This window comes from Rhizobium tumorigenes (assembly GCF_003240565.2).
In the GTDB taxonomy this organism is placed as follows: domain Bacteria; phylum Pseudomonadota; class Alphaproteobacteria; order Rhizobiales; family Rhizobiaceae; genus Rhizobium; species Rhizobium tumorigenes.
Map to the genome: position 1 here is coordinate 123245 of NZ_CP117257.1, position 14391 is coordinate 137635.

A 14391-nucleotide genomic window follows, 5' to 3' on the forward strand; every position below is an offset into this window, starting at 1 on the left:
GGCTCACACGACCTTCCAGGTACTTCAAGCGCCAAGCAGTGGCCTGCATTTCATGCCCAGAATACCGCTGCCGGAATCCCCCCGAGATCATCCGAGGTGCCGGCGGACGAATCTGCAGATATACCGAGGAGCAGATGGTCCTTGCGTGCGGCCATGCAATATATGCGTGAGATTGAACAGGAATACGCCGCCAAGGGCGGCCCTGAAGCAACTGCGTTGCCACGTTTTCGCAACAAGCGGCTGCACCAAGACGAGCAACATAGTCCCGCAAGTGAACCTGTTGCGAAACGGTACGACCGCTCAAAAAAAGAGAGCGGAACTAGCGTGGCATCTTTGACTGTAAAGGACGGCTCGCCCGCAGCGACCGGGTCGCAAGGGCCGCGCTCGTCTATAAGGGGACTGGATGATCTCGACGAAACTGGAGGAAGCGATCCGGAAAGTCCGCATGAAATTTCGACGCTTCCTCTTGACACAACCACTTTGGTTTTAAGTCCGGACGTCGTCATTCCCGGAGAGGGTCAGCCTGAAGAAACATTCGACACTGCGCCATACGCGATCGAAGACGACAGGGATAATGAGGAGGTGGCTAACAGCGTTCCGTCGACACCGCTAGGCCCCTCATGGCCAGGGCTTGAAGACTTTCATGAGCTCGCTGATGGCGCTTCGCCTTTTGTACATAGTACCCAGAGTTATTCTGCTAGTACAGCCGCTGCGGATTCAAGCACTGACGCAGGGTCCCCCAGCATTGCGAGCACCCAAATCCTTGACGACGTTAACACTGACGATTCCGACGAGCGGAACGAGCTCGATAGCCAAACAGTTTCAGCATCGATCCATGAAAGTTCAGTTCAAGCTGTGGGGCCACGGCAAGAGCGCCTCGATGACTTCCCCGATTTGACCGACGAGGAACTGGCGAGAATCGACGCACTATCTGAAACTCGCACCATTTCGAAGCGGAATTCTGCATACGATATTCATGCGGTCATGCCGGATAATGTTCTCTCTCGAGTGGATTTTGCTGGGGGTGCCGAAGAGCTGCGTGCAAGCCCTGCGGTCCATCGGGAGGGTTCTCGGCTCAAGTTGAACCCACCAGAAGGAAAGTTCGATGACTTCCCCGATTTGACCGATGAGGACCTGGCGAGAATCGACGCGCTATCTGAAACTTACACCACTTCGAAACAGGATGTTGCACCCAATATTCATCCGGTCATGCCGAATAATGTTCTCTCGCGAGTGGATTTTGCTGGGGGTGCCGACGGGCTGCGTGCAAGCCCTGCGGTCCATCGGGAGGGGTCTGGGCTCGAATTTAGCCCACCAGAAGGAAAGTTCGATGACTTCCCCGATTTGACCGACGAGGAACTGGCTAGAATCGACGCACTATCTGAAACGCATACCAAGAGACCTTTCTCCGCGCGGGATGTTGCAGGCGATTTCCATGGGGGCAGCTTGAATGAGGCTTTCGAGAAAGTGGGTTCGCCCACTATTGCCCCGGAAACGAGCATCGAACGCGCGCCTGGATCATCACAAGCGATCCGCAAGGACCTTCCTGGCTTGAGTGCCGTAGAGCCCTCGCATATCAGCGAAGCATCGCGTGTTAACATAGCTTTTGAAAAGGGGAAACAAAAGGTCGCGTTAGAAGATGAGGTTCGGCCAGACCTCAGCACGTCCCAAGCTTACCAGCGGCACCCGTCAACCCATACGATTTTTAATGCTGAACATATTGGTGATAACCTGCTGATCGGGAACGAGCCCGTTCCCCCGTGGCCCCATCCGTGGGAGCATGTCGTGCTCTTTGAGACATGCCGACAAATATTTGAAAGAAAAGGGAAGTGGCCCATTGCGGAGGACTTGGACAACAGTGTGATCCTGGTCAAAAAAGTGGATGGCGCACAAAGATCTTATATGCCCCGAAATCAGCTTCTTTTGCATCTCGGTCCCCAAAAGTATCTCGAACGAATGAAGGCGCTCGGTCTTTCCGAGAACACTTTCAACAGGCTGAAGACCGATAGGCAATATCACTATAATACACCTGCTGGACCACGGGTCAGCGATCATGACTATGAGTTCCCGCTACAGGCAGGTGTGCACAATCCGGAGGTGATGGTTCAGCATCGTGGTGGAACCTTCTTTGCGTTTTGGCCAAAGCTCCTCAGGCTGGAAAGACTTGCCACTGTGACGAACACGTATGGCGCGGAGAATGTTTGGCTCAAATCACCAGACAACGCTTACATGACGCCGGCGACGTATAATTCCAGAGTGGCGGATGGCGCCGAAGACCTTTTTGCCAAGTTCATACATCCCGCTCATGTCTTGGACCACGCCGATAACCCTGAAACTTCCAGCGTAAAAACTGTCCGCGACATCATGCCCGGCGCAAATCGCGCGCAACCTACAGATCGCACCGGGACGCAATCCGTGAGTCGCAGCGGACACGGCCGCGACGCGCCGCTTGATACGAGGGAACCCCGTATGCGTGAAGACTATGGGCGGTAGTTTCAGCTATCCGCACAACAAGTTGCCTTTTCCGATAGGGGATCGAAGCGTGGTCACGTGATGAATTCAGGCAAGTACACGCCAATACGCCTAGCTATAAGCATAGTATGTTCACTGGTCGCTGGGTTTTGCGCGGCGAGTCTCTATGCAACATTCCGCCATGGCTTTACTGGCGAAGCGATGATGACGTTCAGCGTTTTCGCGTTCTTGTACGAGGCACCACCTTATTTGGGATACGCAAGCCCCATCTTCTATCACGGATTGGCGATTATCTTTGCCACATGCGCGTTCCTACTGCTGTGCCAACTATTCCTATCGATGCGCGATCGCGAGCATCACGGAACTGCTCGCTGGGCCGGGGTTGGCGAAATGCGATACGCCGGCTACCTCCAGCGATACAGTCGCATCAAGGGCCCCATCTTCGGAAAGATATGTGGGCCGCGCTGGTTCGGAAGCTATCTAACCAATGGAGACCAACCTCACAGCCTTATTGTCGCGCCAACCCGCGCCGGTAAGGGCGTTGGCGTCGTTATTCCGACATTGCTAACCTTTCAGGGCTCGGTGATTGCTTTGGATGTGAAGGGTGAGCTTTTTGAACTCACGTCGAGAGCGCGCAAATCAAGCGGCGACGCGGTTTTCAAGTTCTCACCGTTAGATCCAGAGCGGCGAACGCACTGCTACAATCCCGTACTGGATATTGCCGCGTTGCCACCCGAGCGGCGCTTTACCGAAACGCGCCGCCTCGCTGCCAATCTTATCACAGCCAAGGGCAAGGGAGCAGAAGGTTTCATCGACGGCGCACGGGATCTTTTCGTTGCAGGCATCCTGAGCTGCATTGAGCGCGGCACACCCACAATCGGTTCCGTTTACGACCTATTTGCTCAGCCGGGCGAGAAATACAAGCTTTTTGCTAAACTCGCGGAGGAAACCCAAAACAAAGAGGCTCAGCGCATATTCGACAACATGGCAGGAAATGACACCAAAATTCTGACATCCTATACATCGGTGCTCGGCGACGGCGGGCTCAATCTTTGGGCCGATCCGCTGGTCAAAGCAGCGACAAGTCAATCCGATTTTTCCGTTTACGACCTACGTCGGAAGAGGACCTGCATTTATCTTTGTGTCAGCCCAAATGATCTTGAGGTCGTAGCGCCGTTGATGCGCCTCCTCTTTCAGCAGGTTGTGTCAATCCTTCAGCGAACGCTGCCTGTTAAGGATGAACGGCATGAGGTCCTGTTTCTCCTCGACGAGTTCAAGCATTTGGGCAAGCTGGAAGCGGTGGAAACGGCAATCACCACGATTGCCGGTTATAAGGGCCGCTTCATGTTTATTATACAGAGTCTGTCGGCCTTGACCGGAACTTATGATGAGACCGGCAAGCAAAATTTTCTCAGCAATACGGGCGTGCAGGTATTCATGGCTACGGCTGACGACGAGACACCAACCTACATTTCTAAAGCTATCGGCGAATACACGTTCCAGGCTCGTTCAACGTCATACAGCCAAGCTCGCATGTTTGATCATAACATCCAGATCTCCGATCAAGGTGCTCCTCTTTTGCGGCCCGAACAAGTCCGCCTGCTCGACGACAACTACGAAATAGTCCTTATCAAGGGCCAGCCTCCTCTCAAACTCCGGAAGGTGCGATATTATTCCGATTTCATGTTGAAGCGGATTTTCGAAAGCCAGGCGGGTTCCCTTCCCGAGCCCGCATCTTTGATGCTTCCGGAAGACACGAATCTCTTTGGCGACAATCTCAGTCAACGAGCAACTGGCACAACTATGTTAGAGGCGGTGCAGATCGAACCGACAGACTATGTAGAAGCCGATACTTCCCTGATTGGCTGCCTCAAAAAGAGGTGGGTGATTTCAACAGGTTATGATTCCTTCGGATTTGCAAAGATTCGATGGAGTTCACGATGGCCTGGACTGAAATCACCCGTCGGCAATATGCCCGGCGAACGGCTCGCTATGCAAGTGACATGACGGATCGGGAATGGGAACTGGTTGCGCCTTTTTTGCCGATGCCCCGCCGCTTGGGTCGACCTCGCACCACTGATTTGCGCGAGGTCGTAAATGCTCTGCTTTACATCGCCACCACCGGTTGCCAGTGGCGGATGCTGCCGAAGGATTTTCCGCCCTGTTCAACGGTCCAGCGCTATTTTTATGAATGGCGGGCACTGGGACTTTGGACACGCATCAACCATCATCTCGTGATGGAGGCACGCGAGTTGGAGGGCAGAGAGGCAAGTCCGACGGCTGGTGTGATCGATAGTCAGAGCGTGAAAACTACGGAAAGCGGTGGCATACGAGGCTATGATGCAGGTAAGAAGACGAAAGGGAGAAAGCGCCATATCATCGTCGATACGCTTGGCCTGATGGTCGGTCTCATGGTGCACAGCGCCGACATCCAGGATCGCGATGGTGCTCCTGATCTTCTGAAATCCATCCGCCACAGGTGGCCATGGTTGCTGCATGTCTTCGCTGATGGCGGCTATGCAGGCGATAAGTTGAAGCGGCGATTGAAGAAGATCGGACGCTGGACGGTCGAGATCATCAAGCGCTCGGACAAAGCGAAAGGCTTTGAAGTTCTGCCACGACGCTGGGTCGTCGAGCGGACCTTCGCGTGGCTTGGCAGATGCCGCAGGCTAGCAAAGGACGTCGAAAAATCCATCGCCTCCTCAGAGGCATGGATTATGATCGCCCACATTCGCCTGATAACCCGGCGGCTCGCAAGGTATCGATATCATTGAAGCCTTTTCGAGTCCGACTCTGAGTAAAACCATGGTTGATGGAGAGGATAGTGTCGCAATTGGGATGGAGGTTTACCCTGGGTCAAACGAAGTTGGTGACATTGGCGAGTGCAGCGGTTCCGCCGCCGCCGAACCTGTGTCCGAGATGCCTCCGGAAATAGCTCCAGCACTATTGGCGCAACGCGAGCTCCTCGAGCAGATCATTTCGCTCCAGCGACGCGGTGAAATTGCGCCTGACACTTGAAATGCGTTGTGACGACATTTCCGATCGAGCCTTGTGAGCGCCGTTAGATGCCAGTTCGTGAATTCATGACCAACGAAGTTTGCAGATTGATGAGACATCGCCATGAACCCGCCGGGAAATTCAAAAATTGGGCTCACCGCGTCGGCTAGATCCTCGCTCGACGTTCACGCCGGAGTTACCCCTGTCCTTCGTCCCACGGATTCCGGGAACCGTTGTGCTGGCTCCTCATCTGACGGCCAAACGGATCACGGGGAAGAATCATCTGCATCTTTCTTTTACGATGGAATGAGACTGGGCGTTGCCGAGCGGTCAGCCTACGAGACCTGGGATGGAGCTGACCGACCCACGTGGAGAGACCTCGTACTGAGTGCCCGCCTTAATGATATCGACAGTTCCGCTTGGAATTTCGATGGCGGACAAACGACGTCGTCGGTTTTTGTCTATGAGGGTGTTACTCTGGGAGAAGGAGAACGACGTGCCTACGAGGAATGGACGGAGCCCGGGCAGCCGGGGTGGCAAGAGCTCGTTGTGAACGCCCGGACTGCAGAACTACACCCGTCGGCTGCAGTTTCGCATGAGCGCGATCCCCCTGAAAGAAGCACGGAGTTGCGGTCCGATGCACCCAAGCGCAAGCGGAAAGGCTCAATAGACCAAGACGAGAGTGTCCCTTCATCATTTTACTATGATGGGAAGAGGCTCAGCTCACCCGAGCGCGAAGTATATGACAACTGGAGCAAACCGGAACCACCTTCATGGAGAGACCTGATAATAAACGCGCGTCTTGATGCTATTGACAGGTCCGCCTGGCTCCGTGAATCGGGAGGGGCTTCCGTCTTTGAGTACGAAGGGATCCCGCTGGGTGAGGGGGAACGCCTGGCATATGAAAGTTGGCTGGAGCCCGCGCAGCCCGGATGGGAAGATCTCGTGGTGAACACACGCACTGCTGAATTAAACCAGTCTGCTCGGGCCTCGTGTGAGAACGAAAGTCTTGAAGAAGGGAAGGGATTTTCATCTCACGAATTGGAGGGCACGTTGGGCTCCCCAATTGACGGTGCGCAGGACGCTCGTGCATCCTTTGTGTACGACGGAGTGTCTCTCGGAGCGCCCGAGCGTGACGTGTACGAGAACTGGAACAAGCCCGAACGACCCTCATGGGAAGATCTAATCCTGGATGCCCGCCTCGCTGCGGTACAGGATTCCTCGATCTCAAGTTTGGCGCCTGGAGAAGCATCCAACTCAGCTTTTTTTTATGACGGGATTGCGCTGGGAAACGCGGAACTCCAGGCATACGCAAGGTGGAGGCAGCCTGCTCAACCGCGGTGGCAGAATTTGGTGGTGAACGCGCGTTTGTTGGAACTCGACCCTTCGGCTTGGATTCACGATGAACATGACCCATTTGAGGAGGTCGAGGAGTTCAACCCGCCATCGCGATCGACTACCCCAAGTGAGGCCAAGCGCACGTTCGGTAAACTTGATCTCAATCGACCGGCCCTGAGATGTGAAAAAACATCAGAAGAAGTGAGTCAGACAGGGCCTCTAACGCGCGTGCAATCGGAGATGCGGAGCGCAGTTCAAATTAAACCTTCTGGACTGAACGCGTATCGAGCGAATACAGTTGCCAGTGGCCATGCTTTCAATGGCGGAGGCAAGGTAAAGAGGCTCGGCTTCAAAAGCCACTCCGCTGGAAACGAGGCTCTTCAAGGGATGAATTCCGGTACGAAAGGACTGGCGTCCGACGAAGGCGGACAAGTTGTTCCACCAGACCGGTCCAGTGGCCCGAGAGGCGATAATATCGGCACATACGGAAGTCGTAGGAACGAACGGGTGCGGCTCGCTACCGAGACTGGACAATTCGAGTCGGAGCACATTTTCGGCTTTAAGGTGGTCCACGAAGTTTTACGCAGAACGAAAGAAGGTCGTCGTCTCGAAAGGCCAATGCCTGCCTATCTTGAATGTAAAGAGCTTCATCGGCAGCACGTCGGAACTGGGAGGGGGCGAAGCGGGCTAGTTGGGCGTGGATGGACAGATGACTCCAGTTATCGCTCAGATCAACGAGCAACCTTGTCAGACCCCGTCGCGTCCGCTGAAGGTGCAACGGCTTCAAACGGATACCAGTTGAACCAACTGGGTTACGCACACCAACTCGCCAAGGATGGCTTACAAAACGTATCGTTCGACAGCGTCACTATGCCAATTCGTGTTGCAACGACCAGCTACAATTATACGGTAAGCCGTGACCCCGTGCTGTCACCGACCAGCAAAGAGCAAGAGCCGCCAGTGCTTCATCTTGGGCCTCGTGGGCAGACAGAAGCTGTACTCGCGCGCGAGACTGCACTGACCGGACAATGGCCAACGCGCGATCGTGAACGTGAAGTCTATAGAGAGTTTCTGGCCCTGTACGATTTCAAGACGAAACTCGAGACCAACTCGCTCAGTGTACGGCAAAAGAGAAAGGCACTCGTCTCCGCGTTGGACCGAACCGCCAGTTTGATAGGGGCGGCGCCTGTGAAAGCTCTTTCGCAAAACGCGGAACGCCAAAATACCGCTGAGTTGCCAGACGAACGGCGGGAGTATGATCCGCGCGAGCGAGGCCGACGAAGCCTCTTTCAGCGCTGACGGTGGTACAAGAATGACCGGCCGATATCTGCAGTCACCGCTTGCCGATCCTCGCCAGAAAATAGCGTCGAAGATATCTGTGCTTGGCCGTTTGCCCTTTTCGCATGAGAACCACCAGATCGCGCAAAGCTAAACGAGGGTTACAGATGAAACGATAAACCCGTTCAACAATTTGGTCCCGGATGGTAGTTTCGACATGTTGTCGATTTCCATCCGGACTCTGAATTATGCTGCAAGAAAGACCGCTGACACAGGAATCCGGAGAGATCAACAGGCTGTCACGACTGGCCATCGGACGACTCGCACCCCGTGTCGCTGAGTCAAACGACACCGCCACGTAGAGCAACCGTTCACGAATGACCGTGATTGACTGGGGCAGCAATCAACAGGAGCCGGGCTCTGCCCTGCAGGAGAACAAAAATGGCGATAGTCAAACTCAACCCCAGCAAAAGCAGCAATTCCTCCTCGCCCGAGACACATAGAGAAATTCACCAACAGAAAAAGACCGATAATCACGAACCAAGCGGTTTCACACAGTTGGACCTCGATATGATCGCGCTGGAGAATTTTGTTCATCAGTGCCCCCTTCCTAACGAAGACCTGGCTGACTGAAAGGAGTTCGATAATGAATCCGAACAGCAAAGGCAGTGATGAAAACAGCGTCGTGATGGGCGTGCACAGGGAAAATGCCAATGACGGTTCCATCAAACGGCAGAAGATGGTCAATTCCGAGACGACCATCGATTTCGAGATGGTGAGTAGCCAAGAAACCCACGAGTCCCGTCTGCATGAGACGACCTTCCACGTTACGCAAGCTGACACACACAATGATTTATCCAACTTGTTTGCGAACATGGCATTGCCGGGACATGATCGGCGGCCTGATGAGTATATCCTTGTCCGACAAACCGGAGGTGACGCGGTTGCCGGTGTCACTAAAGGTAATCTCGAACATCTACCGACCAAGGCGGAGTTTAATGCGAGCTGCCGTCTCTACAGGGACGGAGCAGGCAACTACTATCCGCCGCCGCTCGCATTTGAAAGGATTGCCGCTCCGCAGGAACTGGATGCAAAATCGAGTTTTCAGCACAAGCTGGAAGTTTGGAATCGCGCTCACGCCGAGATGGGTATCACGGGTACCAATATTTTTTATCAGACAGATAAAAATATAAAGCTTGATCAAAACTACCGATTGAAGCCAGAAGATCGGTATATACAAACAAAGAAATATGGTCGCAGAGAAGTTCAAAAGCGCTATGAACACGAATTCCAGGCAGGATCACTGCTCCCTGACATTCTGATCAAGACTCCGCAAAACGATGTCCATTTCATGCACAGGTTTGCGGGGGACAACTTTGCGAATAAACCATTCGATGAATTCCAACGCACCATGAAAGCTAAATTTGGCAACGACACCGAGATTAAGCTGAAATCGAAGTCGGGTATCATGCATGATTCAAAATACTTGGAATCATGGGAAAAAGGCAGCGCGGATGTACGCTTTGCCGAGTTTGCAGGAGAGAATCGAGCCCACAACAAACAATTGCCGCTCGCGACGGTCAATATGGGAAGGCAGCCAGACGGGAGCGGCGGGATGACGCGCGATCGCTTGGTTAGCATTGGTTTCCTGATGCAGAACGCACCCAATTCGCCTTGGGCGCTAGCGTTGAAAAAGGGAGAATTATGGGATCGCGTTCAAGTCCTTGCTCGCGACGGAAACCGTTATATGACACCTCCCAGACTGGAATATTCCGATCCCGAACACTTCACTCAGTTGATGAGCCAAGTCGGATTGCCGGTTTCGATGGGCCGGCAAAGCCACGCGAATACCGTCAAGTTTGAACAGTTTGCCGAGCAGGCAGCGGTAATTGCTGCCAATGGTGCAGATCTGCGCGACATTCGAGACCTCGCGTCGGACAAAGTGCAGCAGTTGACGGAGAAAGATGTGCTTATTGCGGATCGCAATGAAAAAAGCCAGCGGACCGGCACCTATACGAGCGCTGCGGAATATAAGCGCCTTATGATGAAGCTGCCAGAGGACGCTGTCCCGCTGCTTGGCGGTCCCGCCGATAAGTATTCACGTGATTTTGTCCGCCCAGAGCCCACGTCCCGACCGATCATTGATAGCCGTCGGAGTTACGAAGTCGGCCGCGGGGCCAAACTGAAAACAGCCTGTGACTTTGCTACTGCCGCGCCGGCAATGAGACTTGTCACGTCACAAGCATCTGATTGAAAGAGCTTAGTCATGGTCAGCATCACAAAGAAAACGGTCGCAAAATCCCTTACGATCGATATGCGCCGCGCTACTCAGCGCCTGGTTGAGCAAATGCGCAACGCGGTGCTTACTGAAGAGAAGGCAATGAAGCGGCGTGGGCGGTTCGAAGCTCCGCAGAAGAAGCAAAAATACGCTGCGGATATTCGGCTCGTCGACAAATTAGGCGCCGGCTTTCGGGGTGAAATCAGCTATAAACTTCTCGGGAATAAAAGGCTGCGAGTTGACAACGCAAGCGAATTAACGCGCGAGCACGGCCTACTAAGAAAAAACATGAAAGTTTTGAAGCGTAACCTGGAGACAGGAGAGTTCTATTTGAGTCTTCACGAAAGGAAGACGTGGGCAAGTGTTACCAGGCATCAATACGGTGAGGACGGCACTCTTCGTACCAAGCATGTAAAACATAGAGACGGGCGTTTTGAGGAAAAATGGGAGCGGGACGAAAACGACACCCTGATCCGTACACGGTATGTCAACCGAGGCAGGCTCAACCGGCAGCTGTTTCAGGCCACTTCCGAAGAGATGACTGCGCCTTATCGCGGTGGACCAGAGAATAGACTTTATCGCAAACTAACCCGACAAGTAGGTTCCAAACGGGAAACATTTGAGCGGGACGACAAGGGAAATCTTGAACTTATCGGCCGCGAACGTCTCGGTTTTTCCAAAAATTCAACGAAAGCGGAAGATCGCAATACCTCGCATACGAGGATTCGAAAACTTGGTGGCGCTTTCAACAAATCCTATCGGTCTCTCCTGGACAAGGAAGGCAATGAACTGGGCCGGGATATCTTGAGCCATCGGCGGCTTTTCAACAAGAGATCGGCGATCTACGATGATGTCACACGGGAACTGAAAGGCACTAAACATACCTTCGGCAAGATTTATAAGAGTGAAGCCGCATACCTGAGCGATCACGTGATAAAAGTTTCGAAAAAGATACTTGGCGTGACAGTTCAAAGGAGGCTGCGGGGGCTAAGTGAACAAGAAAGCGGCGCTCAGACACTGCGCGCTTTGGAATCCGTCCACCATAAGCAGGCCTGGCAGGAGCGTGAGGCAGTTCCCAGATCTTCGCAAAAGGGAGCTGCAGTGCCGCAGCTGGTTCTGGCCGGCCTTGCTCAAAACGAGTTAGGCAGTCGGGCGAAAGCAGAAGTGGCGGGTGGGAAAGGTGGGCCAGTTGATGCGGTTGAACAGGCACCACCGTCTACACGGCGATTGGACCGACGCTCCAATTCTCAACCATCCTCGTCGCTGGACCTGCACTTCCCGGCCCCAAATCATCAACCGAGAGTGGCAAACTTGGACGGTGGCCCAGCGGCGCACATTCTCCCGCACCATGATCAAACCGGAGTGCAGGCGGGAAAAAGCCTGAGCAAGCCTGTGGAATATCTGTTCTCACCAACTCATTCGGAATCAAACGTTCCGGCTCCTCCTCTGTTGGCCGGTGTGCGGGAGCCGGCAAACAAGGTTGGTTCTCAAGGCCAGTCGGTATCTTCAGCGCCGAACAGTCGTGCGTCAGATTCAGGACAGCAGGATCTGTTGAATTTCCTGCATAGTGTGCCAGTCCCGACTCTGCCAGCACGTAACGGACGCGGGCTTGGGAACGACAACGCTGATACGTCCGTGCCAGAAAGCTCTGTGGCGGAGAGCATGGTCTACGGGTATTCGGAGGGGCATTTGGCACGGGATCGCTCGACTAACGGCTCCATCGATCCGCAATCATTGTTCGGCGAACCGAATTTTTCGCGCCTTCCAGGATTAGGACCAGCATCTTCCTCGCGAGTCGACCACCTGTCAGGTTCGGAACAGGAAGCGTTGCTGAATGAGTTGCTTAGTATGCCGCTGCCTGTTTCTCCGCATACGGTCGAACCACCGGAGTCCAACACTCCCGAAAATTCGCGGAGCCGAGAACGCTCGGCGTCACGAAGTTTTTCACTCTAATCGCGCAGGATCTCCAGGAGCTTGGGCGACAGCATCACATAGCGGTCCTTTTGGCCTTTGCCCTGTTCGCTCCGGCCGACCATTCTCTGGCTGTCGATGTCAGTCGTCTTCAGGTGCACTGCTTCCGAAATGCGTAGACCGGCGGCATAGCAGGTAGTCACCCATGCGATGCGTTTGCCCGTTGCAGCATGGACAAGCCTTCTGATCCTCAGGAAGGTCATATTCGACCCGCTCGCGTTGAAGATCTTCCGGCGGAGGTCTGCGGCCCCGCTTCTTTCCCGCGGTCCTGTCGACTGCGTATTCCGATGATGCCGGCCACCTATTCTGACGCGAAGCCGGCCACCCATTCCGAATTCATTCCGGCCACGATTCCGGCGCGAAGCCGGTCATCTCAAGCTGAGCTCTGGGTCTTGGCAGTGAATGGATCCTGATTGTCGCGCCGTCATGCCTGGGTTGTTTCAGCGGCGGTGACGGAACGTTGCTTTCGCATGCTCTCGCCGGACAACTCGATGCGGTATGCATTGTGCACGAGACGGTCCAGGACGGCATCGGCGATGGTTGGATTGCCGATCATGTCGTACCAGTGTTCGACGGGCACCTGGCTGGTGACGATAGTGGATCGCTTCTCATATCTGTCCTCGACGATCTCCAAGAGGTCGCGTCTTTGCTCGTCATTGAGCTTCTCCGGCCCCCAATCATCAAGTAATGTGTAGCACAACATTACTCGACTAACGTGCACTGCGCAGAGATGTGGAGTTGATACCGCATGAGCCCGCAACTGCGCACCATTCCAACGATACCACTCCACATAACTGAATCATCGTCCGCCTAGATTGACCGCTCCCCAAACCCAACAGGAGAGCGCCATGCTAAAGGTTTTATTCCCGAAGTCTTGCCATTACCAATATTCGCGCTTCGGCGCGGAGCTTGAATTGTTTGCCCGGTGGTTGCTCGCAGTAGGGTATCTCCCTGGTGCTGCGGCACGCCGTCATGTCCGCCGATTGAAGCGCATCCTCGAGGCCACAGCGGCCCTTGAGTGTGGCCAGTTTATACGCGAAGCCGAATTGGAAGAAGCGTTAGCCCTCGTTCCTGGCGCTCTGCGCGACGCTTCCACTGAGCGGGCATATCGCCGCTTCCTAGAGGCAGAAAGACGGCTTGAAGAAACAAAGCCGAAAGGGCCTCTGGAGCACTTGCTGCTACGATATCGAGAATATCTTCGAGACGTAAGGGGGTTAGCACCAGCGACGATTGGCCAGCATCTGGCAACGATCGAGGTTTTTCTGTCCTTGTCGGCTGGACCAGCACAGGACCTTTCCGCACTGACATCAGAGCACGTCGAAAACTTCATCCATACCTTGAGCCGCAGAGTGCTGCGCCAAACGCTCCAGCATAAAGTCGCCCATCTGCGCGCTTTTTTGCGCTTTTGCGGCGATCGTGGTGAGACTGCGCGAGGGCTTGAGCGCATCGATACGCCCAGAACCTATCGTGGAGAATTGCCGCCTCGTGCCCTTGGTTGGGAGGTGATCGAAAAATTGCTGGCCTCGGTCGCCAGGACTGATTATCTCGGCCGACGTGACCATGCGATCCTCCACCTCATGGCCTATTACGGTCTGCGGCCTTCTGAGATTGCAGCGCTGACGCTAGACGCGGTCAATTGGAAGGGACGTACTCTGCGCGTAGAACAGCGCAAGACTCGTTCCACCCTGGTTCTTCCTTTGGCTGACCAGACCCTTGAAATCCTCGACAGATATCTTGCCGAAGGGCGTCCCTGCGGTACGGTGACGGACGTCCTGTTCCCGAAAGCGCGTAGTCCTGTGGGAGCCCTGACGAGCTGGGGGATATGCGACATCTTCACTAAACGGGCACGGCAAAGCGGCCTACCGCTCGATGGTGTCTCATCATATGCATTGCGACATTCGTTTGCCATGCGATTGCTAGGCCGAGGCGTCGGGGTAAAAACGATCGGTGACCTGCTCGGGCACCACAGCCTTGAGAGCACTTGTGTTTATCTTCGCATCGAGACGGACATGCTGCGTACGGTGGCTCTGCCAGTACCTGGCACTGCTGCTCATTGA

8 protein-coding genes and 2 pseudogenes are annotated in these 14391 nt (G+C 54.4%); 8 read left to right on the forward strand and 2 right to left on the reverse strand.

All coding sequences use genetic code 11. The features are described from left to right. Positions 1 to 141: 141 nt before the first annotated feature. The 7 genes from PR017_RS22125 to PR017_RS22155 all read left to right on the forward strand — a co-directional run bounded on the left by PR017_RS22125 (position 142) and on the right by PR017_RS22155 (position 12316). Positions 142 to 2493, forward strand: coding sequence for a virA/G regulated protein (locus PR017_RS22125; protein WP_240538914.1), 2352 nt, complete (start codon positions 142 to 144; stop codon positions 2491 to 2493). A 60-nt stretch (positions 2494 to 2553) separates the two neighbouring features. After that, entirely contained in the window at positions 2554 to 4479 is a 1926-nt protein-coding gene (gene virD4, locus PR017_RS22130; RefSeq protein WP_279619565.1) for a type IV secretion system ATPase VirD4, read from the forward strand. Beyond that, the gene (locus tag PR017_RS22135) at positions 4413 to 5246 is read left to right on the forward strand and encodes an IS5 family transposase (RefSeq protein ID WP_111218080.1); all 834 of its coding nucleotides are present in this window, start codon (positions 4413 to 4415) and stop codon (positions 5244 to 5246) included. The genes virD4 and PR017_RS22135 overlap by 67 nt, the downstream gene beginning before the upstream one ends. Positions 5247 to 5775: 529 nt before the next feature. Beyond that, positions 5776 to 8106 carry a virA/G regulated protein gene (locus PR017_RS22140; RefSeq protein WP_240538950.1) on the forward strand — a complete coding sequence of 777 codons (2331 nt, stop codon included), beginning with the start codon at positions 5776 to 5778 and terminating at the stop codon, positions 8104 to 8106. Between the two features lie 420 nt (positions 8107 to 8526). Beyond that, the gene (locus PR017_RS22145; protein WP_111219097.1) at positions 8527 to 8718 is read left to right on the forward strand and encodes a type IV secretion system protein VirE1; all 192 of its coding nucleotides are present in this window, start codon (positions 8527 to 8529) and stop codon (positions 8716 to 8718) included. A gap of 13 nt (positions 8719 to 8731) precedes the next feature. Beyond that, entirely contained in the window at positions 8732 to 10339 is a 1608-nt protein-coding gene (locus PR017_RS22150; RefSeq protein WP_240538951.1) for a VirE2 family protein, read from the forward strand. A 12-nt stretch (positions 10340 to 10351) separates the two neighbouring features. Continuing rightward, complete coding sequence (locus tag PR017_RS22155) at positions 10352 to 12316, forward strand: virA/G regulated protein (protein WP_111219099.1); 1965 nt, start codon at positions 10352 to 10354, stop codon at positions 12314 to 12316. Here PR017_RS22155 and PR017_RS22160 read toward each other — a convergent pair. Further along, positions 12316 to 12492, reverse strand: a pseudogene (locus PR017_RS22160) (tyrosine-type recombinase/integrase); the annotation flags it as partial. The gene PR017_RS22155 and the pseudogene PR017_RS22160 overlap by 1 nt on opposite strands. 266 nt (positions 12493 to 12758) lie before the next feature. Further along, positions 12759 to 13022 (reverse strand): annotated as a pseudogene (locus tag PR017_RS22165) (ATP-binding protein); the annotation flags it as partial. Positions 13023 to 13182: 160 nt separating this feature from the next. Here PR017_RS22165 and PR017_RS22170 point away from each other — a divergent pair. Further along, positions 13183 to 14391: a tyrosine-type recombinase/integrase gene (locus PR017_RS22170; protein ID WP_111223095.1), complete on the forward strand. Its 1209-nt coding sequence runs from the start codon at positions 13183 to 13185 to the stop codon at positions 14389 to 14391.